The 23,189-nt window shown below is 49.8% G+C and carries 16 protein-coding genes and 4 pseudogenes; 17 read left to right on the top strand and 3 right to left on the bottom strand.

Annotated elements, in window-relative coordinates:
* Nucleotides 1-60: 60 nt before the first annotated feature.
* The 15 genes from ACMX3H_RS10845 to ACMX3H_RS10775 all read left to right on the top strand — a co-directional run bounded on the left by ACMX3H_RS10845 (nt 61) and on the right by ACMX3H_RS10775 (nt 18,107).
* Nucleotides 61-303, top strand: a complete 243-nt coding sequence (locus ACMX3H_RS10845) for a hypothetical protein (protein ID WP_415210836.1) — start codon at nt 61-63, stop codon at nt 301-303.
* Nucleotides 300-2,423, top strand: a complete 2,124-nt coding sequence (gene traD, locus ACMX3H_RS10840) for a type IV conjugative transfer system coupling protein TraD (RefSeq protein ID WP_415210835.1) — start codon at nt 300-302, stop codon at nt 2,421-2,423. Before ACMX3H_RS10845 ends, traD begins: the two co-directional genes overlap by 4 nt.
* Nucleotides 2,424-2,583: 160 nt before the next feature.
* Nucleotides 2,584-3,984: a DUF6880 family protein gene (locus tag ACMX3H_RS10835; protein WP_415210834.1), complete on the top strand. Its 1,401-nt coding sequence runs from the start codon at nt 2,584-2,586 to the stop codon at nt 3,982-3,984.
* Between the two features lie 370 nt (nt 3,985-4,354).
* Nucleotides 4,355-4,414 (top strand): hypothetical protein, encoded by a 60-nt coding sequence (locus ACMX3H_RS10830; RefSeq protein ID WP_415210848.1) that lies wholly within the window; start codon nt 4,355-4,357, stop codon nt 4,412-4,414.
* 205 nt (nt 4,415-4,619) lie between these two features.
* Nucleotides 4,620-9,842: a conjugative transfer relaxase/helicase TraI gene (gene traI, locus ACMX3H_RS10825; RefSeq protein ID WP_415210833.1), complete on the top strand. Its 5,223-nt coding sequence runs from the start codon at nt 4,620-4,622 to the stop codon at nt 9,840-9,842.
* A gap of 34 nt (nt 9,843-9,876) precedes the next feature.
* Complete coding sequence (gene traX, locus ACMX3H_RS10820; RefSeq protein ID WP_415210832.1) at nt 9,877-10,638, top strand: type-F conjugative transfer system pilin acetylase TraX; 762 nt, start codon at nt 9,877-9,879, stop codon at nt 10,636-10,638.
* Between the two features lie 320 nt (nt 10,639-10,958).
* Nucleotides 10,959-11,633, top strand: a complete 675-nt coding sequence (locus ACMX3H_RS10815; RefSeq protein ID WP_415210831.1) for a DUF2076 domain-containing protein — start codon at nt 10,959-10,961, stop codon at nt 11,631-11,633.
* Between the two features lie 83 nt (nt 11,634-11,716).
* Nucleotides 11,717-12,238: a ProQ/FINO family protein gene (locus ACMX3H_RS10810; protein ID WP_415210830.1), complete on the top strand. Its 522-nt coding sequence runs from the start codon at nt 11,717-11,719 to the stop codon at nt 12,236-12,238.
* A gap of 89 nt (nt 12,239-12,327) precedes the next feature.
* Nucleotides 12,328-13,383: an endonuclease/exonuclease/phosphatase family protein gene (locus tag ACMX3H_RS10805; RefSeq protein ID WP_415210829.1), complete on the top strand. Its 1,056-nt coding sequence runs from the start codon at nt 12,328-12,330 to the stop codon at nt 13,381-13,383.
* Between the two features lie 52 nt (nt 13,384-13,435).
* A complete protein-coding gene (gene traT / locus ACMX3H_RS10800) occupies nt 13,436-14,176 on the top strand; it encodes a complement resistance protein TraT (RefSeq protein WP_415210828.1) in 741 nt (246 codons plus the stop codon).
* A 92-nt stretch (nt 14,177-14,268) separates the two neighbouring features.
* On the top strand, nt 14,269-14,925 hold the full coding sequence (locus ACMX3H_RS10795) for a division plane positioning ATPase MipZ (RefSeq protein WP_415210827.1): 657 nt from the start codon (nt 14,269-14,271) through the stop codon (nt 14,923-14,925).
* A 30-nt stretch (nt 14,926-14,955) separates the two neighbouring features.
* Nucleotides 14,956-15,255, top strand: coding sequence for a hypothetical protein (locus tag ACMX3H_RS10790; protein WP_345997996.1), 300 nt, complete (start codon nt 14,956-14,958; stop codon nt 15,253-15,255).
* Nucleotides 15,256-15,329: 74 nt separating this feature from the next.
* Nucleotides 15,330-16,253, top strand: a complete 924-nt coding sequence (locus ACMX3H_RS10785; RefSeq protein ID WP_415210826.1) for an Rpn family recombination-promoting nuclease/putative transposase — start codon at nt 15,330-15,332, stop codon at nt 16,251-16,253.
* 198 nt (nt 16,254-16,451) lie between these two features.
* The gene (locus ACMX3H_RS10780; protein WP_415210825.1) at nt 16,452-16,700 is read left to right on the top strand and encodes a RepB family protein; all 249 of its coding nucleotides are present in this window, start codon (nt 16,452-16,454) and stop codon (nt 16,698-16,700) included.
* Between the two features lie 315 nt (nt 16,701-17,015).
* Nucleotides 17,016-18,107 (top strand): Replication protein, encoded by a 1,092-nt coding sequence (locus tag ACMX3H_RS10775; RefSeq protein WP_415210824.1) that lies wholly within the window; start codon nt 17,016-17,018, stop codon nt 18,105-18,107.
* An 885-nt stretch (nt 18,108-18,992) separates the two neighbouring features.
* On the opposite strand, the pseudogene fusA reads toward ACMX3H_RS10775, so the two are convergent.
* The 3 pseudogenes from fusA to bhsA all read right to left on the bottom strand — a co-directional run.
* Nucleotides 18,993-20,594, bottom strand: a pseudogene (gene fusA / locus ACMX3H_RS10770) (elongation factor G); the annotation flags it as partial.
* A 133-nt stretch (nt 20,595-20,727) separates the two neighbouring features.
* A pseudogene (locus tag ACMX3H_RS10765) lies at nt 20,728-20,910 on the bottom strand (extensin family protein); the annotation flags it as partial.
* 93 nt (nt 20,911-21,003) lie between these two features.
* Nucleotides 21,004-21,264 (bottom strand): annotated as a pseudogene (bhsA, locus tag ACMX3H_RS10760) (multiple stress resistance protein BhsA).
* Between the two features lie 242 nt (nt 21,265-21,506).
* Here bhsA and ACMX3H_RS10755 point away from each other — a divergent pair.
* Entirely contained in the window at nt 21,507-22,244 is a 738-nt protein-coding gene (locus tag ACMX3H_RS10755; protein WP_415210823.1) for a TetR/AcrR family transcriptional regulator, read from the top strand.
* 772 nt (nt 22,245-23,016) lie between these two features.
* Nucleotides 23,017-23,189 (top strand): annotated as a pseudogene (locus tag ACMX3H_RS10750) (M20/M25/M40 family metallo-hydrolase); the annotation flags it as partial.

Raw genomic sequence — 23,189 nt, 5'->3', positions numbered from 1 at the left:
GCAAGATCGGCGTATTTATGTTTGCCTAGTGATTTTCTTAAGAAATAAAAAGTCATTACTGTGTTGAAGGGAAAATTAATTTTTTATATTGTTTTGCATGCGTTGATTTTGGTTGTTGTTGGTTTTTGGTGTATGTTTTTAGAGAAAATAAATGCAGTTATGATTTTCTCTGGAGTTTTTTTGCTGTCGATAGTGGTTTCTATTGTGATTTTTAGTATTGACATAGGGCGTTATCAATTATCGACCTTCATTGTAGTCATAGAACAATTTAAAGGAAAAATAAAAAAAGAGAATTTATCATGAGCTTTAATGCTAAGGATATGACGCAAGGCGGCCAAATTGCCTTTATGCGTTTGCGCATGTTCGGACAAATCAGCAATATTATTTTTTATTGTCTTTTTTTGTTGTTCTTTTTTGTGGCTGGCCTTGCCATGATGTGGCAATTGACGTGGCAAAATTTTGTCAATGGGATAGTGTATTGGTGGTGTAAAACACTTATCCCCATGCATAGCCTGTTTCGTTCTGAACCTGTTTATCATCTCGATTACTACGGGAGGAAACTTCTCTATACGCCGTCACAAATTTTAAAAGATGCCTATACCACATACTGCGGGGAGCAAGTGCTCCATGTCTTTTTTATGTCGGCGATTGTAGCGACGGTGGTGTGTGTGGTCGCGTTGTTTTCGGCGTGGTGGATATTGGGCTATCAGGGAAAAAAACAAAGTGAAGATGAGCAGACTGGGGGGCGAGCATTAAGTCATCGTCCTACAGAGGTTGCCAGAATGTTGCGACGTGATGGTAAAGCTTCTGATATTAAAATTGGACGTTTGCCTATTATAAAAAACAGTGAGATACAGAACTTTTGTCTTGTGGGAACGGTAGGGACAGGGAAATCTACGTATATCCGTTTTTTGCTCGATTATATTCGCAAACGTGGGGATATGGTTATTCTCTATGATCGCTCATGTGATTATGTGAAGGACTATTTTAATTCGAAAAAAGACCAGATATTAAATCCTCTGGATGCTCGTTGTGCTGCATGGGATTTATGGGCTGAGTGTCTTAGCCTGCCTGATTTTGATAATGTTGCTAATACTCTGATCCCGATGGGACACAGTGAAGATCCGTTCTGGCAAGGCTCTGCGCGTACAATTTTTGCAGAAGCAGCGTACCGGATGCGTAAGGATGATGATCGCAGTTATGGCAAGTTACTTGATACGTTGTTGTCTATTCAACTATCCCGTCTGCGCGAATATTTACGCGGTTCGCCCTCGGCTAATCTGGTTGAGGAAAAAATCGAAAAAACTGCTATCTCTATTCGTAGCGTATTGACTAATTATGTCAAGGCTATGCGCTATATGCAGGGCATTGAGAACAACGGCGAATCTTTTACCATTCGGGACTGGATGTGCGGGGTGCGTGAGGAGGGGGATAATGGCTGGCTATTTATTACCAGTGATGCGGCGAATCATGCCTCGCTCAAGCCTGTGGTATCCATGTGGCTATCCATTGCGATCCGTGGCTTGCTGGCAATGGGAGAAAATCGCCAGCGCCGGGTGTGGATCTTTGCTGATGAATTGCCAACTCTGCACAAGCTTCCCGATCTGGTTGAAATTTTGCCGGAAGCGCGAAAATTTGGTGGTTGTTTTGTGCTGGGATTCCAGTCTTACGCCCAGCTTGAAGATATTTACGGTGCCAAAAGCGCGTTGACACTGTTTGATGTGATGAACACCCGTGCTTTTTTTCGTGCAACAACAAAGGAAATGGCTGAATTTGCGGCGGGTGAAATTGGCGAACGCGAGATCCAGAAAGCCAGTGAACAGTTTTCCTATGGTGCCGATCCGGTGAGAGATGGGGTATCTGTGGGTAAGGATATGGAGCGAGTGCAATTGGTGAGTTATTCCGATATTCAGTCATTGCCGGATTTAACCTGTTTCGTTACCTTGCCCGGTCCCTATCCGGTGGTCAAGATGTCGATGAAATACCAGAGTCATGCTCAGGTGGCACCGAGCTTTATTGCGAGAAAGTTTAATCATGAGGCGGATGCCCGCCTGATGGCGGCGATTGAAAAGCGAGAGCATGAGCGGGCGCAGATTCACATGCTTTTTAATCAAGGTCCGCTGTCGGAATCTGAGGATACTGTACCCGCTGCGGTCTCCGGGTCTGTTACGGATTCGGCAAACCGCAGTGGAGATCAGGCTGCCGAGGCTGTAGGGGGGCATATGTTGCCATTACCCACGACTACGCAGCCGGAAGCCCTAGACACTGCCCTGTGTCCCGATGGTGTGACTGCGGACGGGGAACTCGTCAATGCTGCGGCGTTTGAGGCATGGCAGAAAAAAATTCCTACCCGTCAACGTCAGGAGGACATCAATATTAATCACGGGCAGCGTGAACGCAGTGATAGGAGTCTTGATTTATGACTTTTTTAGTTATACTGAAAATACTTCAAGATGCAGCCATCTATCCAGAAGAGGAACCAGGCAGTAAGGCTAAAGCACTTCTATCCCTGCATCTTTGGAGTAATGATGTGCCATTGAAATAATGTTTACGATCTTTATTTAAAGGTTTTATGGAGGGGACATGGCAACCGGATTGAGTAAAAAACAGAATGAATTATTAAACAGCATGAGCCATGAAACGTTGGTTAATATTATTCAAGAATTGATAAAGGATAATAAAGAAGCCAAGTTGACACTGGTGAATGGCTATTTGTTATCCGACGAAGATATACTCAAAGGTATTGAAAAAGAGTACGGCAGGCAGTCTAAAAGCAAACGTTTTTATGATTACTACGAGGCGGATGCATTTTATGACCATCTGACACGCAGTATTGCTCAACCACTGGAGAGGGTAGCAGGTACACTCCCGGAGCAGGTGGAACGCCTGAGTGTAAAAATCATACTTGAGTTTGAGAGATTCAGTGAGAACTCGGACACATCCAGCGGAAGCTGGATGGACTACTACTCCGTTGTGCTGGACGCGTGGATGAAAGCCGTGGTTGCGCAAAAAAATGGTGATCCCGTATTCCTTGCCCAAAAGATATTTGACTTTGTTAGCAATGAAAATTATTTTGGATGTGCGATTTACAAAACGTATCGGGCCGTTTTGGGTGCGGATGTTTTACGTACAATACGGGACATGTATTATGAAAAAAAATGTCACCGTGAAGCATTAGATATCAGTTTGCTCGTAAGGGATACTCATTTTCTGTCAGAAGCCTTAAAGAAAGGTCAATTCTGTCGTTCTGAACACTATTTTGATTATGCAAAATTACTCATAGAAGAAGTGAGGCCGGGTGAGGCCATTGAACTATTGTTTTATATGGAACGGGAAGGTGAAAAACAATATTCAGATAAAACCACATGGGATAAATTATTGATTACTGCTCTTATTGAAGATGGACAACGTGATGAGGCTATGGAGAAATCAATTGTCGCCTTTTCTTTGCGGTGTGATACTCGTTTTTATCGGTTGTACAAAACAGCCAGTGGAAAAGAAGACGATAATATTCAGACGTTTTTGAATATTGCAAAAGAAAAAGGGTTGATGCCTTATATATCTTTCGCCTCAGATGTGGCGAGATTTGATTTAGTTGACAGCTGCGTTACTGGTACGCCAAAAGAAGAGCTTGCCAGTTCCCTTGCCTATCTCTCAAGTTCATTTATCCGAACATTATCCAGCACATTGTATCAACACGGTTATGCCCTCGCTGCCACGTTACTACGTCGTCTTTTGGTTGAATCCACCATTCATCAGGCAAAAAGTAAATATTACAGCTATGCCGCCTCAGATATGAAAAAAGCCATTCATTACAGTGAAGGTCTGGAAGACAGTCCACAACTCACGGGAACAGTGGCCTACTTCAGGGCTCTCTATGAGCAACACAAACGTAAAACGGCACTCTGGTCGGCGATGGTAGAGAAAATTCAGGGATTATCTGTGGGGAAAGACGGTATTTTCTACGAAAGGAATCATCCATGACTGAACAGGAATTATATGACTATGCGGTATCTTTGCTGGCAAAAAAGAATTACTCATCTGGTGATATGAACCGGCAGTTGGGCAGACTCACCGAAAAAATGGATGATGTGGAGCATGTTTTACGTCGTCTGACCGAGAACCATTATCTCAATGATGCGCATTTGATCTCCTATCTTTTTGATAAGCATATCAAAAAATTGCATGGTCCTACGCGAATCAAACAAGAGATTCGGCAAAAAGGGTTTCCGCAAGAACTCATAGAGCAGGAAATCGAAAAGAGCGATGTTGACTGGTATCTATTGGCAAAAGAAGCCAGAGCCAGAAAGTTTGGTGATACTTTACCTGCTGATCCGAAAGAAAAAATAAACAAATCAGATATCTTCAGTACAAGGGGTTTGCGATGGATATGATATTTGAAGCATTGCGTTGACCATCGTAGTAAATTCAGGCGCCGCCTTGTTGGAGGAACAAGAAAAAGGTTATCAGTAACGGCATTGATATAGCCTTTAGGCTTATTGCCAGACATTAACCCATCCTTCCGGTCACAAAAATAAGGTAATAGCTCAAGCGCTGATTGTAGCGGCTGAAAATACTAAATAAAGGTTGATAGACGATATCCCGGAGATTCACCGCTTATGATGAGCTTCAGTCAGGTGCGCTCTGCTGGCATGGCCAGCAGCTATTATACCCAGCAGGATAACTATTATGTGCTGGGCAGTGTCGGCGACCGCTGGTACGGCAAAGGTGCGGAAATGCTGGGACTGCGTGGCCCGGTTGAGTCAAAAACCTTTACCGCGGTACTGGAAGGCCGGTTGCCGGACGGTAGCGATCTGACGTTTCTCAAAGCCGGTAAAAATCAGCACAGGCCCGGTTATGATTTAACCTTCTCGGCACCGAAAAGTGTTTCCCTCATGGCAATGTTGGGCGGCGATAAACGTCTGATTGATGCTCACCATCAGGCGGTTAATGTGGCGCTGGGGCAGGTCGAGCGACTGGCCGCCGTGCGCAGCATGAAGGAGGGGCAGTCCACCACGGTACTGACCGGTAATATTGTGGCCGCCCTGTTCAATCACGACACCTCACGTGAGCTTGATCCGCAGTTGCATACCCATGCGGTGGTGGCAAATGTGACCCGCCACGGCGATCGCTGGCAGGCACTCGCCAGTGACCGGGTGGGCAAGACCGGCTTTTCCGAAATGGTGCTGGCAAACCAGATTGCGCTGGGGCAGCTCTACCGCCATACGCTGCGCCAGCAGGTGGAAACGATGGGCTACCGGGTTGAGGTGGTCGGCAAGCATGGCCTGTGGGAAATGGTGGACGTGCCTACGGCGGCGTTCTCAAAGCGCAGTCAGGCCATTGACGCGGCAGCGGGCGAAGGCGCTTCCCTGAAATCCCGCGATGTTGCCACGCTCGACACACGGCGCAACAAGGCGCGTTATGATCCGCTCGAGCTGGTTAATACATGGCGGGAAAGGCTCAAGGCGACCGGTTTTGATATGGCCGCCTACCGGGCGCAGGCAACGGAGAATACCCTGAGTACGCCGCTATCAGACGTCCCCGCGAGCATCAGCCCGGAGCAGGTACAGACGGCTGTCGGGCAGGCGCTATCCCTTTTGGCTGACCGGCAGACGCAGTTTAGCTATGCCGAGCTGTTGAGCCAGACCGTCAGTCAGCTTCCCGCCGAACCCGGTGTTTTTGATGCCGTGCGTAAGGGGATTGACGTAGCGATTGAACAGCAGCGGATTATTCCTCTGGACAGAGAAAAAGGCGCATTAACGTCTGATATTCATCTGCTGAATGAGTTGACTCTGCGTGAACTGGTGCAGCAGCAACGGCAGCAGGGCGTGGTGGTGCGTCCTGAGCGTTTACCCGCTCTGGACGCGACGCAGGCAGCCGTGCGGCAGTGGGTGACCGATGGCCCCCCGGTCGCGGTGCTGTCCGGTCTGGGCGGTGCCAGTGTGCGGTGTGAGCGGGTCGCCGAACTGGTCAGTCTGAGCCGTGCGCAGGGGCGTGAGGTGCAGATTATGACGCCAGACCGGCACAGTGCGGCGGCGTTGTCCCGGTATGATGCTCTTGACGCAACGCCGATGGCGACCCGGCAGCGACTCACTGACCCGGTGATGTTTGTGCCTAACAGCACGTTGATTGTTGATCAGGCGGAAAAATTCACGCTCAAGGAGATGGTGACCCTGACCGGTGAAGCGATGCGGCACAATGTACAACTGGTGCTGATGGATAACCAGCAGCGCAAGGGAACGGGCAACGCGCTTTCGGTGTTGCGGGAGGCTGCGCCGGTCTACCGCTATCAGACGACGCAGACGGTAGGGGTGGCGGTCTACAGTGACGCGGATAAGGTCCGACGCTTTGAGCGTCTGGCGCGTGATTATGTCCGCACGCTGGGGCAGGGTCTGGACTGCGTGGCGCAGGTCAGTGGCCCGCGTGACCAGCAGGCGCTGGTGAACTGCGTGCGTGAGGCGCTGAAAACACAGGGGGAATTAGGGCGGGCAGAGCAAACGATGACGATGTTGACGCCCGTCTGGCTGTCGGGCAAGCAGCGCACAGCCCGTGACAGCTACCGGGCCGGGATGGTGATGGAGCGCTGGGATGATGAAACGAAAACGCGCTCGCGTTTTGTGATTGACCGGGTCGCTCCCCAAACCAATACCCTGCTGCTGAACCGGCAGGGCGAGCGGCGGTTGGAAAAAATCAGCCAGCTTGACAGCCGCTGGTCACTGTATCAGCCGGGCGTATTGCCGGTGAGTGACGGTGAACGGATACGCGTGCTGGCTCGGGAAGCGGAAGGCAAACTTCAGGCGGGGGATAACCTGCGGGCGCGACTGCTGCCATCGGGGGAGGTCAAACTGTCTGGGGTAGCGAAAAAATCCACATTGACGGTTATGCCGGGCGGAGATGTGTTTTCGGCGCTCAAGCTGGGACAGGGCTACGTGGAAGGGCTGGGGGCCAGCGTCTCAGCGACGGCAAGGGTGTTTGCCGCCGTGACGCAGCGAGACCTCGACCAGCCGACGCTTAACCAGCTGGCCCGCAGCGGTGAAAAGGTCGTGCTGTATTCCGCCGTGGAGAAAGAGAAGACGCTGGCAAAGCTGGCGCGTAATCCGCACTATCAGAGTAGCATTGAACAATTGCAGACGCTGACGGGAGAAACGACGCTGGCGGCGGCGCTCGCCCACCAGAAAGCCGGGCTGTATACCCCCACGGAGCAGGCGCTGTCGTTGGCGGTGACGTCACTGGAGCGGCAGGGGCTGGCGTTTTCCTACCCTGCGCTGCTTGCTGAAGCGGTGACGTTTGGCAAGACGTCAGCGGACGACGTTGAGCGGACGATAGCGTCTCAGGTCAAGCGGGGCGAGCTGATTGCAATTGATGTTGCGCCCGGCTTCGGGACTCACCTGCTGGTTGCGCGGACGAGTTTTGAAAACGAGAAGAGCATTCTCAGGCACATGGCCGAAGGAAAGGACGCCGTTGCGCCGCTGATGACGGCGGTGCCCCCGGAAACGCTACGTGGCCTGACTGCCGGCCAGCAGGCGGCGACGCGGCTTATACTGGAAACCCCTGACCGTTTTGTCCTGGTGCAGGGGTATGCCGGGGTAGGGAAAACCACGCAGTTCCGGGCGGTGCTGGATGCACTGGCGACGCTCCCTGAGCGCCAGCGACCGCAGGTTATCGGCCTTGCGCCCACCCATCGCTCGGTGGGTGAGATGCAGGCGGCGGGGGTCAATGCGCAGACGCTGGCCTCGTTTCTGTATGACGAGGGTCAGAAAACCGCCCGGGGCGAGCAGGTTAATTACGCCAATACCCTGTTTGTCGTGGATGAAGCATCGATGATTGGTAATGCCGAGATGGCAAAAGCCTGTGCGCTGATTGCTTCATGCCGGGGGCGGGCGGTGGTCAGCGGTGACAGTGCACAACTTCAGCCGGTGGCCGCCGGGCAACCGTTCCGGCTGCAACAGGGCCGCAGTGCGGCGGATATGGCGGTGATGAAAGAGATAGTGCGCCAGACGCAGGCACTGAAACCGGCGATTTACCGGATGATAGCGGGGGATAGCGCCGGGGCGCTGGTGTGCGTGGCACAGGTGACACCGCAAAGCGTTCCCAGAGCGCCGGGGGCATGGATACACACATCGTCGGTGATGGAGATTGCTCCGCAGAAAAAGGGCGAAAATGCCTGTCTTACTCCTCAGGCAGCCTCAACGCCCGACAGGGGGAGACCAGAAAGTGTACGGGATGCGATAGTACAGGACTATTTGGGCCGCACACCCTCGGCGCGTGACACGACGTTAATTATTACCCATTTGAATGATGACCGTCGGGCCATTAACGCCGCTATCCATGATGCGCGCGCGCAACGGGGCGAGCTGGAGGGCGAGGCAGTGGTGGTGCCGGTGCTGATGAATACCAACCTGCCCGAGGGGGCGCTACGGAAGCTGGCGACATGGGAAGCGCACAGAACAGCGCTGGCGTTAAAAGGTCAACGCTACTGGCAGATTGCCGATATCGATACGAAAAGTGATACCGTGACGCTGCGCGATACGCAGGGCCGGACACAGACGCTTTCGCCCCGCGAGGCCAGCCGGGAAGGGATAACGCTTTACCAGACGGGGACTGTTACGGTAAGCGTGGGCGACCGGATGCGTTTTAGCAAAAGCGACAGCGAGCAGGGCTTTGTTGCCAATAGCGTGTGGCAGGTGCAGTCGGTTAATGCGGAAACGCTGGTACTCAGTGACGGCAGACAAACCCGGACGCTGATGCCGGGCAAAGAGAAGGCGCACGGGCATATAGATTTAGCCTATGCCGTGACCGCGCATGGCGCTCAGGGGGCGAGCGAAGCCTTTGTTATCGCACTGGAAGGTACGGAAGGCGGCCGCCGGCAGATGGTCAATCCCGCTTCGGCGTATGTGGCGTTGTCGCGGGCCAAGCAGCATGTGCAGGTGTATACCGATAACCGGGCAGCATGGTTGAGTGCATTGGATAAAACTGAGAGCGGCGGCACCGCGCACGATATCCTGATGCAGAGCGATGACCGGCAGCGCCAGCAGGCGCGAACGCTACTGGCGCAGGGAAAACCGCTGGCAAGTGTGGCACAGGGGCGCGCGCTGCTGGCGGCCTCAGGTCTGACCGGTGAGAGCCTGGGGCAGTTCGTGCGGCGGGGAAAAACCTCTCCCCAGTTCTATGTGGCGTTACCGGTCTATGATGCCAATGGCAAAGGTGCGGGGGTCTGGCTGGCTCCGCTGGGGCGGGGTGGCGTCACGACTGACCTCTGGGGCAGTGGGCGGGCGAGACGCGAAGGCAGCGAGGACGCCGTTTTTGCCGCGTTGCAGCGCAGCCAGAACGGGGAAACCCGGATGGCGACCTCCATGACGGCAGGTATTCGTCTGGCCGCTGCCCATCCGCACAGTGGTGTGGTGGTGAGGTTGTCGGGTCAGGCTGTGCCACACAATCCGAGGGCGATGACCGGCGGGAAACTCTGGGCTGATATCCCTGCGGGGGCGGGTACATCGCCCCCATTGCCTGATTTACCGCCTGTGCCGCAGGACGGACTGGCAGAGATGCGCCGTGCACTTGAAAAGCAGGCTGAGAAAGTGGCGAAAGCTTTCGGGCAGAAAACGGCTTCCCCAGCCCTGCGACCTGAATCGATCAATGCTATTCTGAGCCGGACAGGTAAAACGCCCGACACCCCGACGCCGGAACAGGTGCAGGCCATTCAAAAGGTGGCCACCCAACCGGTACGACAGCCGGATGATGCGGCGGTGCGGCAGGTTGTGCATGAAAACCTGCAACGGGAACGGTTGCATCAATTTGAGCGCGAACTGGTGCGGGACAGGGAAAAGCTGCTGGGAGAGTAACGCCTCGTCCCGGCATGAGAGTGGGAGAAGGCGATTGGCATACGGTTTACCGTCAGGCGTCCAGCGACTGGATAGCCTGCTGACCGGGACACTGCGCTTTTCCGCGCGGCAGACGGATATACTGAAAGTCCTGGCGCTGCTGATGATGCTGGCAGACCATATTAACCGTGCTTTTGAGCTGGACATCGGCGGGCTGCAATGGCTGGGGCGAGGGGCCTTTCCCCTGTTCGGGCTGGTGTGGTGCCGTAATCTGGCCCGCCATACGGCGATAACGCAAGGGCAGGTTAACCGGCTATGGGGTTGGGCGGTACTGGCTCAACCGGGCTATACGCTGGCGCTGCATTTTGACGACCGGTTACTGGCCTGCTTGCAGGCCAATATCCTGTTTGCCTTTGCGGTCGCGGGGCAGATTTTTCTGTGGGTGCAGGCGCGGCGTGAGGTTAATTATGTCAAAATCGTTCTGCTGCTCATTGTATGGGCGATGGTGTCATTAACCAGCTATGATTTTAGTGGTCTGGTGATGCTGGGTGGGGCGTATCTGGCGTATATTGGCCGTACTCCGACGCGTCGCCTTGCCGGGCTGGGACTGTGGTGCCTGATGAGCGCCATGATGAATCACGGATATGACCGGGCCATGATGTTCGCTGCGCCGTTGCTGGCGACAGCCTGCCTTTGCGCCGTCATGCCGTTGCGATATGGCGCACAGGCGGAGCAGCGCCTGTTGGTGAGACACTTTATTCCACTGGCGTACCTCGGGCATCTGGTGGTACTGGCGGCGCTGACGTGGGGTCTATAGGAGATATGATGTTAAAGCGTATTAACTGTCGGCAATTTTATTACTCGGTGGCGAATGTCATCGTACTTATCGCGTTTATGTGCACGTTTTATGCCACATTATCATCCGTTGCGGATGTGTTTTTTGTCTCCGGGGAGGAGGCAAAAACCCTTCTGATTGAAGCGAAGCGGTCATTAATCAAAAATGGGGTATTTTCCGTTTTATGCGTTGCTATTTTTTTCTGGCATCGTGTCCAGGCAAGAAAAGAAATTGAATAAATACCCCGTTTTATTTTTAAATTAAATGGGATTAATCGTTTAAAATAACGGAAGCATAAAGATATGCAATCAGAAGAGCAACGTTTGATAGATGGATTGTTTCAACGGCTGAAACAGGCGGAACAGCGTGCGGGGCCGCGAGATGCGGAAGCGGAGCGGCTGATTCAGGGCTTTATTCAGCAACAGCCCGCTGCGCCTTACTATATGGCGCAGTCGATGCTGATTCAGGAGGCGGCATTGAACCGTCTCAACCAGCAGGTTCAGCAGCTGCAAAACGACGTTGCCCGGTTGAGGGAGACTCAGCAATCGGCAAGCGGTGGTTTTCTCAGTGGGTTGTTTGGTGGTGGTCGTTCCCAGCCGTCGCCACAACCGCAAGTACCAACGCCGTCACCGGGCTACACGGGCTCTGCGCCCTCTTCCAACGCGCCACGTGGAGGCAGTTTCATGTCTGGTGCATTGCAGACGGCGGCGGGTGTCGCGGGTGGGGTCGTGTTGGGCAATATGTTAACCAATATGTTTCACCACTCCGTCCCTGAAGAGAGCGTTAATATTATTGATGATCCCACCGCGTCGATGGTTGGAGGGAGCGATCCGTTGCTGAGCCAGAATTTTGATGCTGGTAATCTGGAGACATTTAATCATGTGTCTGACCGGCATTTTCTTGATCAGAATGATACGTTATCCAATAACGAATGGGGTGCTGATGATTTCAGTCATGACGATGATGGATTTCTTTGAGTCATGTTCGTCGTTAAACAGTGCGCCTCCGTTTTTCCCGGAATGCGAGTGATGGGTGTGCCAGAGGCCTGAAAGGATGTTAAGTGACAAAGCAAAAACGCTCTACGCTGAGTATTAAATGTAAACCAACAATGTTGGTGCCGCCCAGTAGTGTAAAAAAAACTGATCTTGAATCTGAACAAACGGTGGTAAAAACCTCATCCAAGGAGGGAGAAACTGCTAAAGCGCCTCCGAAATCGCAGACAAAAGCGAAGCAGGCAGCGAAGAGAGGCGCTAAAAACCAGCGGCGAGGACAAGCGTCGATAGCGACGTTGATGGCGTTGTGGCCGGAGGCTTTCAACGAGGCATCACCCAAACCGCTTAAAATAGGAATACTTTATGACATGATTCATGAAGCGAGCAGCAAGGGATTCGATATTAGCAGAAAGCAGATACGAACCGGGATCATGGTCTACAGTCGTACAAAGGCTTATCAGGACGCGTTATGTGAAGGCGGTGCCCGATTCGATTTACGTGGCCAGGCAAACGGTGAAGTGACCGAAGAGCAACGGAATCATGCACTAAAAAAACGTGAAAGGAGTAATCTATTGAGCAAAAGTGAATAGAGTCTAATTTACTGTAATAAGTTATCGTGTAAAGTAATTTATTTTTATAATCTGGTTGAAATACAAGCAATATCAAGGATGATATTTTCGTGTCATATTATGCTGGAATTAGAAAAATTAGAGATGCAAGTATGCGAAGCAGGACTATTGATGGTCTTCAAAGGCTTAGATATGGCTTGTCTTCACAAATACCAGCACGTACTGCGACAAATACGTTATTGTTAGCAACGTGGAATATTAGAAACTTTGATGATGGGAAGTATGGATATCGATCTGATGAGTGTTATTATTATATAGCTGAGATATTAAATTATTTTGATCTTATTGCGATTCAAGAAGTCCGTGGTAGTCTTTATCCATTACAAAATTTACGAAGGATTTTGGGGAGTTGGTGGGATTTTTTGGTGACTGATGTAACGCTTGGTGTCGCGGGAAATGCAGAGAGAATGGCCTATCTTTATGATAAAAGGAAAGTGAATTTTGCTGGTTTGGCGGCTGAATTGACGCTACCTAGGAAAAAAAATACAACGTCTGAACCTATGCAGATGGTGCGCTCACCTTATATTGCGGGATTCAGGGCTGGATGGGCATATCTAACGTTGGTTACTGTTCATATTTATTACGGTAAGAACATGGCAGTAGAGCCACGTCGATTGAATGAAATTACGGAACTTACTAAAACATTAGCCAAAAATGCCAGTAAGCTTTCTTGTTCTCCGCAGTATCAGATAGGAAGAAAACCGGAGCCAGATAACTTAATAATACTGGGAGACTTTAATATATTTAATCGTGCAGACAGCACCATGGCAGCGATAACTAAAAGTGGTTTTTTGGTTCCTGATGAATTACAAAATATTCCTGGGAGTAATGTAGAAAAAAACAAACATTATGATCAAATTGCATATTATAAAAAGCTAGTCAGGTTAAAATCCACAGGGAATGCGGGAGTTTTTGATTTTTATGAATATGTTTATCGGCATGAAGATAAAACGCAATATGATCAAGAGAGAAAAATAAAATCAGGAAAAAGCTTCAACGAATGGAGAACGTATCGCATGAGTGATCATTTACCGATGTGGATTGAGTTTAATGTCGATGGCGCTGATGATTATTTGGATTTATTGAAATCATCTGTGAACATATGAAGGCCAGTTTAAAAGATAAGTCAATAGTGGTTTGTTACAATAGGGGGAATTTATGAAGGTAAGAAATATTTTTTCTATTTTTATTGTTAGTGCTGTAATGATTTTATCTGGTTGTGGTGCCATGAATACCGCGATTAAAAAACGCAATCTGGAAGTGAAAACCCAGATGAGTGAAACTATTTTCCTTGAACCGTCCAGTGAGCGCACTGTATTTCTGCAAATAAAAAATACTTCTGACAAGGATATGAGTGCTTTGCAAGGTAAGATTTCTAATGCCTTACGTGTCAAGGGGTATGAAGTGGTCAATATGCCAAGTATGGCTCATTACTGGATCCAGGCGAATATACTTAAGGCTGATAAAATGGACTTGAGAGATGCTCAGGGCTTCTTGCAGGGCGGTTTTGGCAATGGCGGCTTGACAGGAATGGCGCTAGGAGCGGGGATAGCCGGCTATAATAGCAGTTCCACAGGTGCAGTCTTAGGAGCTGGATTAGCAGCAGGACTGGCAGGGACTGTCGCAGACGCCCTTGTTGAAGATGTTAATTACACAATGGTTACTGATGTGCAGATTGCTGAACGTACAAGAAACCGTACCAAGGTGCAGACGTTTAACAAGGCAACACTAAAACAGGGAACATCTGGAAGTAAGGTGCAGACGACTATAGGGATGGGGGACCAGCATAAATATCAGACTCGCGTTGTTTCCAGTGCTAACAAGGTCAATCTGAAGTTTGATGAAGCGAAGCCGGTACTGGAAGATCAGCTAGCTAAGTCAATCGCAGGTATTCTCTAAATAACATTTATTGATGTGTAATATTACACATCAATAAAGGAAAAACCCTTGCTTGCGCATTATTTGTGTGTAATGATACACATCATTTGGGGGTGTGTATGATTCTTATGTTTGGTAGTCATAAGGGCGGTGTTGGTAAATCGACAATGTTAATTATGATTCTTATCTACTTAATGAATAAGAGAGGTAAGAAATGTGCTATTCTTGAATGTGATGATCAACGAAGCATAAAGGACTGGGCCACAGAAAGAATTAACTTGGGATTATCAACTATAGATTATTTTGAATCCTATACAAGCATTGCAGATAAAGCGAGAAAATTAAATAATACCTATGATTATGTTTTCCTAGATTCACCAGGAAAGAAATCGCCAGAATTTAGAAAGGGGCTAAGTTGTGCAGATGTTTTATTATCGTTTATTGATCCTACAGCACAGATAGAAATAAATACTTTAGCGCAATTAGTTGCTGATGTAAAAGAGGCTCAGACACTTAATACCAAGCTTAGCGCATGGTTGATACTTAATCGTTGTCCAACAGATCCCCGAGATACGGAAGCTAGTTTTCTAAGATCAATGCTCAATGATGATCCTGACTGGTTACCTGTACCTCGCCAACGTATTTTTTATCGTAAAGCTTATAAAACAGCGTATAACACAGGCATGGGAGTTCATGAGTACAATGATAAGTCTAGGAACAAAGCTCGTGCAGAGATTGAATTGCTAGTAAAAGAACTAAAAATAATATGATGTGTAATATTACACATTATTGAGGTGAGAATGGCTAAGCTACCTGAAAAACTAGTTAATATTCCATCTGCTTCTTTACGACAATTTGTTAGTAATGCGAGTAGAAAACCAGTCTCGGCAACAATGGTTCATCGAGTTAATATTACACTTACAGATGAAGACTTGGAAAAATGTGAGATTTTTCAGGCAGAGAGTGGTGCATCAAGAGCAGATATAGTCCGTGCTGCACTTAAAGCTTTAGAAGATATGCCTTCTACTAGTCGGTTGGAATTGGTTTCTGATGTTAGAAAGTTCAGTCCAAAGGCTGGGAGACCCCCTGTAAAAAAATAGTAAGTATTAATACACATCATTTTATATTGATTTGTAAACTATTGAGTAATAATTGTATGCGTAAGGGGGTAAATTTGGGTAAACAGCTATCTTATCATGATGCTTTTTTTAAGAAATTTCTTAGCAATTCTAAAATTGCTCAGGACTTTTTGCAGATACATTTACCAGAAAAAATAAAAAAGAATCTTAATTTTAATACATTATTAATGGAATCTGGATCATTTATTGAAGGGGATTTACGTAGCCAGTGCTCTGATATGCTTTACTCCCTAGAGTCAACGATAGGAGATGCATATATCTATTGCTTACTAGAGCACCAAAGTCGCCCTGAAAAATTAATGGCGTTTCGGCTTTTTCGATACAGCGTGGCTGTGATGCACCGGTATCTTGAAAAGGGTAACGAGAGTTTGCCAGTAGTAATACCATTATTATTTTACCACGGTAACACTTCGCCCTATCCCTATAGCACCCATTGGCTGGATTGCTTTGCTGATCTGGAAATGGCAAAGTCTGTATACATGCAAGCATTCCCGCTCATTGACGTCACGGTCATGTCAGATGAGGAAATTTTAACGCATCAACGAGTTGCATTGATGGAGTTAGTGCAGAAGCATATTCGCACTCGTGATATGCTAGAGTTGGTAAAGGAGCTTGCCGGGTTGCTTGAACAATGGACGTATCCACAGGATCTGTTTCGGGCTTTGCTCACCTATCTGGCAGAGGCCGGCAATGCCGCTGAGGGGGAAAAGTTTATTCTGGCTCTGGCCGAGCAGACACCGCGCTACCGGGAGGATATTATGACTATTGCAGAACAGCTTGAAGCGAAAGGCATTCAGAAAGGAAGGATGGAAGGCATCCAGATTGGTGAACAAAAAGGGCGTGAAGAATCAGCCCGTAGTATTGCTCGCCAGCTACTAGCCAATGGAGTTGATCGGGCTATTGTCAAAATGTCTACCGGACTGTCTGAAGTTGAACTTGATGGCCTTAAACAGGATTAAGCCAACGTTCACAGTGGCCGAGATTTTTTGGAGCATCGAACGATATTCCGCCTCATGGATATGGCTGCTCTTTCCTCGCTGCGGTACTCTTCAGCCAGAGACTGTGGTGAGAGAAGCGGAAGATGTTTACGGTGCATAAATTCTTCCGTAGGATGTCTAACATGATGAATTCGATCTGTTTTTATGGCGACTCGTACAATGTCTGATCAGCAAGAAACAAAAACCAAGAGAGAGTACCGGAAAGGTAATCCACTTACAAAAACTGAGCTTAACCGCCGGTCGGATGCAAACAAACAAAAATCGCACAAATTGATTAGAACCTTTGTGCCGTATGTGTTTGCCGAGAAGTTTAAAATACAGTGTAAAAAACAAGGACTAACCCTGCAGGATGCAGTTTATGAAGCTATGGTGGAGTTCCAAGATAAATATTTCAATGAACAAAAATGAGTTTCAGGATATTCTTGACTAGACAGTACCCGAGTGCTAGATTCTAACCCATCATTGGTATGGCGCTGCCGAAAAGAGCGCTAGGAGTAAGGCGGATTCGACAAGATGAAGTCTAAAATAGGAAAACCCCGCAATCTGCGCTCAACGACCAAGAAGATCACAGAATAACAGGGGTTCACAGTAAACTGCCAGAAGATTTATTGCCTAACAAAACACCATTCGGACAATCCTCTGGCAAGGAGAATATAGCAGTATGTTTCATGTATTGCAAGTCTCAGCGCGTACTCTTCTTGCGCAATATAGGCGTTGGAAAGTATGAGCACTCAAGCTGCTATTCAGGAGAAACCTGACTTTCCCAGTCGTTCCCGCCGAGGGGAATCCAATGCATTGCGCAAGGGAAAATCGAAAATCCATCGGCGCTATACACCCGCGATGAATTGCACCGTACCGCGCGGTACGGCCGCGAAAGTGGTTGCTCGAATGAGTCGCCATGACTGGCACCGAAACGCAGAGCTTATTGCATTAAGACGGGAAGGTTATACCCCCTATACCAAACGGAATGATCCCGAATTTTCTCCTAAATCCATGCGGGTTTCTGCCCGTTCAGAAAGCTGTGAAGCTCTGAATGTCCTTTCACTGGTCTTGTCGGCGAACTGTGATTACAACCCGGACAGTGATTACCCGTTTGAAATCATGCAGCCGTTTGAACAGGTGGCCGCCTCAATGGGGATGCTCCACCGGTATGAGAATGGACGCAAAGCTTACGATTCCCCCCTTCACGCTCTATCGGTCATGGAGCAGCTTTCCTATGTCGTCATTTTACGTGGAAAAGACACCGACTCCGGGCAGAACAAACCGCTGCGTATCTGGCTCACCGAAAAGTTCTTTACCAGCCGGGGTATACAGGTCGAGGAAATTCGCCAGTGGCTAGGGCAGTTTCGTTCCTGGGCTATCAGGAAGGGGCTGACGGAAAGCCTGCGCCAAAAGTATGAGCGTCACTTGCTGCGCGTGGAGCGCATCGGTATTGATTTAAAAGACCGGCATTCTCTGCGCAATCGCCTCAAGCAAATCAAACGTTGGGTTGTCAGCCCGGACTTGCAGCAAGAGAAAGCGGTCAAAGTGAGTAAAATAGAAACCGCGCTCAACGAGCAGGAAGGTAACAGTAGTCGGATTGATTGGGTGCTCGACGAAGCACAGCGAAAAATCCGACACATCGCCAAAGCAAAGCAACAGCGCCAAAATCCTTACTATCAGGCCTTCGTCAAATGGTCTACTAGCAGCGCAGTGTCGCCCATTCGCGTCATGCAGTTGGAAAACAGTCTCAAGCAGGAGATCCCCGGCCTGCAACAACGTGATCGGGAAGCCTACTACAAAGCGCTGCTGGAGCGTGCCGGCGTGCCGATATAGCGCGTAGCTTGACTTTCTTCCCTCACTCCCTCACCGCGCGCGTCGCGGCGTTCCTGTTGGCATTAAACGCAAAATTATCGCAATGGTCTCGTTAAAATAGCCGAGCTACCGAAAGTATCACGAGAAAAACAGCGAATATGAACACATTTTAACCAAACGCGAATCGCGTTGTCGCTCATGTTTACGGCATATAATCATTAACTTCGTCTTTGACGAGCGATTCAACATTAACTCCGAACGTTATTTCTGAACAAAACAAGCCCTTCAAAAAGGGAGTAAATAGAAATGCTTTCGCTTGCAGCGGCTTCCGCCGCGCCGCTCAGATAGAAAACGTCAGCTACAGCGAAAGCATCAGCTTCGCCCCTTAAAACCGCATTAAGCTTTTTTATCCACTGGCATAATTTGTTGTTGTAACTAAAGTGGTATCACCCCCGTAAGCGTCTGCTGCGTATCCGCTAACGCCCCGGAAATCACGCTCAGAACGTCGCTACGCGCCATTCTGACCGCTCACCGGGGTTACAGGGGTTTTGACACATCATATTCGCTGAAAGGCCGTAGGGCTTGGCAGTGGGGGAGGGGTGGTGCGTCTCTATGAGAACCGTTACCGGCTTACGCCGGGCTTCGGCGGCCCTTACCGAAAGGCGAATTTTGTAGCATTTTTTGCCGCCTTTTATGCGTTAAAACGCAAAAAAAAACAATGCAAGATATTGATTTATAATGAAAAATAGTTATTTTTAACAGTGTATTTTTGACGAAAAAAGCGTAAAATCACTTATGAAACAGAAAATTATGACGTGTAAGTAGGGATACAAAAATATAATCTMATTAAAAAAAYAATGGACATCATCTTCAATAACTTGATGGGGAATTAACAGACAGCGCTGGGCGTACGCTTACGATAAAGGCATAGCCCTGACCGGCAGGCTGCGGCGTCAAATTCAACACCACATGCCCATATTGTCCCCGGCCGCCGGATTGTTTGACAAATTTGCCTTCCACCGACTCGACGCTTTGGGTAATGGTTTCCCGGTAAGCCACCTGAGGTTTCCCAACCGCGACCTCCACATTAAATTCACGACGCAGGCGATCCATCAGTATTTCCAAATGCAGCTCGCCCATGCCCGAAATAATCGTTTGCCCGGATTCCTCATCGGTACGCACGCGGAACGACGGATCCTCCTGCATCAGACGACTAAGGGCGATACCCATTTTTTTCCTGGTCGCCTTTCGTTTTCGGCTCGATGGCCTGCGAAATGACCGGCTCGGGGAACACCATGCGTTCCAGGATAATAGCTTGCGCCGGATCGCTTAGCGTATCGCCGGTGGTCACATCCTTCATCCCGACGGTGGCGACAATGTCGCCGGCGCGCACCTCTTTAATATCCTTGCGTTCGTTGGTATGCATTTGCAGCAACCGCCCAAGGCGCTCTTTTTTGCCTTTCACCGGGTTGTAAATCGTATCGCCGGTACTGGCGACACCGGAATAGACGCGAAAGAAAATCAATTGCCCGACAAAGGGATCGGTCATGATTTTGAACGCCAGCGCGGAAAACGGCTCACTGTCGCTGGCGTGACGCACCGCTTCGTGGTCCGCCTCGTCATTATCGCACGCACATCCACCGGCGACGGCAAATAATCCACTACCGCATCCAGCAATGCCTGTACACCTTTGTTTTTAAACGCGCTGCCGCACAGCATCGGCACGATCTCATTGGCGATCGTCCGCTGCCGCAGCGCCGCTTTCAGCTCCTGCTCGCTTAGGGGCTCGCCGTTAAGGTATTTTTCCAGCAACGCCTCATTGGCCTCGGCGGCGACTTCCACCATGCGGTTATGCCAAGTCTCGGCCAGCGGCAACAGATCGGCCGGGATGGCGTCATAGGTGAATTTGACCCCCAGGCTGGTTTCGTCCCAGACGATCATCTTCATTTTCACCAAATCCACCACGCCCTGGAAATGCTCCTCCGCTCCGACCGGAATTTATACCGGCACCACGACACCCTTAAGCCGTTCGCTGATTTGATCGTGCACGCGGAAAAAGTCCGCGCCGGTGCGGTCCATTTTATTGATGAAGGCGATGCGCGGAACATGATATTTATTGGCCTGACGCTATACGGTTTCCGATTGCGGCTGTACGCCGCCCACGGCGTCATAGACCATCACCGCGCCATCCAATACCCGCCTGGAGCGCTCCACCTCGATGGTAAAATCCACATGCCCAGGGGTATCAATAATATTGATATGGTATGCCGGCAAATCGCCGGCCATCCCTTTCCAATAAGCGGTAGTGGCGGCGGAGGTAATGGTAATTCCCCGTTCCTGCTCCTGCTCCATCCAGTCCATCGTGGCGGCGCCGTCGTGTACCTCGCCAATTTTATGGCTTACGCCGGTATAGAACAGAATACGTTCGGTTGTAGTGGTTTTACCGGCATCGATGTGGGCACTGATGCCGATGTTACGGTAGCGCTCAATAGGCGTTCGACGGGCCATAGTTTTTTCTTCCTAACCTGCGGGAATTTCCCGCGTTGTGATTGTCACCGGCGCACCCGCGCCGGAACCGATATACAGTGGGCCAATGGCGCCGCCGCCCGCTGAGCCTTCGCTAACCCCTTACCCCCGGCGGTCAGCGACACAGACCAAAACCGCGCATACCCAAATGAAAATGGCTGGCGTGGGCCGTGTTATAATCAGGTCCAAGCGCGTTGCCATAATAGGCGCCGCTGGCGCTGAACAGCGTGCGCAGATAATGTCCGCCGTCGTTCTGACGGCGATAATCGGCGCCGATAGTTAAACGGCTGCCGACGGCGTAAAACAAAACGGCCCCGGGGCAAGGATTGCCGCCGGGGTCGGTAATGAATACAGGCGTTAGGCGGCGGGAAATCGCCGGCCGACGATTTCGTTACTGATAAATAACGGCGGTGCCGTGCAAATTATTCTCGCCGGAGGCGGAGGTAATTTTGTAAGATTTGGCGCCGTTGGCATCGGCCTGCGCGGCCAATTCTGCCTGCAGCTACGACAGGTTACTGTTATTTACCGTCGCCGAAACCACACCCACTTTCTGCTGGTCGGCCGGAGCTTGCTGAACTAATTGAGCGGCAAAGCCGGCAAAAGACAAGGTACTGAGCATTAAAGCGGCAATGGCATAAGTTACGTTTTTCATAAAATTCTCTCTTCTCTGGTAACTGAAAGGGGTGGTATACGCGTTTTAGTTAACGTTCGATAACTAAAAACTAGCCTTGTTGAGTGCGTCGATCAAGTATTTTATTAATGATTATTAATTTTTATTCATTGTAAGGCCGCTATGAGAAGCGATCGGGTTAACATTGTGGCGTAAAGGGGGTTGTAATTTTTGTAATGATCACTAATTATATTAATGAATGTCATGAACCCAGAGAGGAGACCATGAGCAGCAAAACGGCCGTTACCGCCCTTCGCGGACGCGGCAGGCCGAAACATTTTGATGCCGATGCCACACTGGACGTGGCCCTGCGTTTATTCTGGCAGCACGGCTTCGAGGCGACATCGATGCATGATCTGGTGGCCGCCACCGGTGCTAAAGCGCCGACCCTATATCATGCTTTCGGTAATAAGGAGGGGCTTTTTCGCGCGGCGATGGAACGGATGGAACGTTATCTCCAGCGCTTTGTTCGGAAAATGAAGCCCTGTCTGGATAACCCCCACCGCCGCGTCGCCGGCGCTACCGAGGACTTTCTTACGGCTTGCGTCGCCCAATTTACCGGCGAAGGCTTACCGCCAGGATGCTTCCTGATTTGCACCTCTTCCGCCCTATCGGCCGATTCCCAGCCTATTGCCGCCCTGCTGCGTAGCCACAATATGCAGCCCGAACAACTGCTGCGTGATTTTTATCGCGAGCGGCAAATGTCAGGTGAATTGCCCCCGAGTACCGATACCGATCGGTTGGCCAAATATCTGGCTTGCCCGTTGCAAGGGATGGCGGTGCAGGCGCGCGACGGCGTCAGCCACCGGCAATTGTGCATGCTTGTTGCATTAATCATGGCGCTTTGGCCGCAGCTGGCGCGATTGCCAGCGGCATCGCCCGCCGTGGCGCCCGGCGTGGATAAAATGTCCCTCGGCGCGGATAGGGGCGACGACGTCGACAGCCGCACTTATCGCCGCTGAGGCGGCAAGCGCTTCCGGCAGAGGACGGCTTCGTAACGCTTACTTTAACGACTCACGTTAATGGATCAGCGATAAGTACTAATCTCGCCTGATTATCAAGAATAGCGTCCCCTAACAGTCAGGATAATGTTTATTCGCGCTTCACATCTTAGTATTTTTTTGGTCAACCGCAAATCTCATTATATTAACTTAGTCGTTTTTTATATTTATTTGATGTATAAACCGACAACAAAAAATATATCACAACAAAAGATGAGAAATGATAAATATATTATTCTATGTAATATCAATTAATTATCCAAGCTGGACAAATTAAAACCTTATCACTTTTAATGGCACCAGCCGAATCGATGGTCCATTCCGATACCCGCTGACGCTGCGTTAGCTACGATTGCCATCGACGTCCGCATGCATAACGGCAAGTATAAGCTCTTGAATAAATCAGGCGCCACTCTTGATTTGGAGAGAATTAGATGGCCTCTGTGCTGATGATGAAAAAATTTAATAAACCGGAAATTGGCCAGGACACACTATCTTATTTATACGTTAGGATCGTGGCACGGGTGGAGATTACCCCGGGGAGGGATGGCAGCCCTCCCTTCGCGTCGGTACTTTATCGTCCCCGACGCAGCGGGGGTCTCCCTCCGGGATCATCTCCCGCCTTATCCCTGCTATGCTCAACGGGTACGCGCGGAGGCAGCAATCATTACCGATAAAATTTTTGCCGCAGCCGCCGTCGCTTGCCGTAAAATCAAATCGGGAGAAGTAGCGAAGCGCCGCTCGCTCGCTTTGCCGCACTCGCCGGTTCAACGGCACCCTCTATTTTATTTTCCAGCCGGCGGAGGAGAATCTGGCCGGTGCCAGCGCCATGATTGATGATGGGCTGTTCCGCCGGTTTCCTATGCAGGGAATATATGGGTTGCATAACTGGCCTGGCCTGGCCTG

This window comes from Sodalis sp. (in: enterobacteria) (assembly GCF_047607725.1).
Lineage (GTDB): Bacteria > Pseudomonadota > Gammaproteobacteria > Enterobacterales > Enterobacteriaceae > JBLKSS01.
Note: the sequence above shows the minus strand (reverse complement) of the source record. Positions and strands in the feature narration are given on the sequence as shown.

Coding starts and splice junctions, on each gene's coding strand:
- ACMX3H_RS10835 (WP_415210834.1), top strand. CDS start 2,584: ATGGCAACCGGATTGAGTAAAAAACAGAATGAATTATTAAACAGCATG.
- ACMX3H_RS10790 (WP_345997996.1), top strand. CDS start 14,956: ATGGCTAAGCTACCTGAAAAACTAGTTAATATTCCATCTGCTTCTTTA.
- ACMX3H_RS10815 (WP_415210831.1), top strand. CDS start 10,959: ATGCAATCAGAAGAGCAACGTTTGATAGATGGATTGTTTCAACGGCTG.
- traI (WP_415210833.1), top strand. CDS start 4,620: ATGATGAGCTTCAGTCAGGTGCGCTCTGCTGGCATGGCCAGCAGCTAT.
- ACMX3H_RS10780 (WP_415210825.1), top strand. CDS start 16,452: ATGTCTGATCAGCAAGAAACAAAAACCAAGAGAGAGTACCGGAAAGGT.
- ACMX3H_RS10755 (WP_415210823.1), top strand. CDS start 21,507: ATGAGCAGCAAAACGGCCGTTACCGCCCTTCGCGGACGCGGCAGGCCG.
- traD (WP_415210835.1), top strand. CDS start 300: ATGAGCTTTAATGCTAAGGATATGACGCAAGGCGGCCAAATTGCCTTT.
- traT (WP_415210828.1), top strand. CDS start 13,436: ATGAAGGTAAGAAATATTTTTTCTATTTTTATTGTTAGTGCTGTAATG.
- ACMX3H_RS10775 (WP_415210824.1), top strand. CDS start 17,016: ATGAGCACTCAAGCTGCTATTCAGGAGAAACCTGACTTTCCCAGTCGT.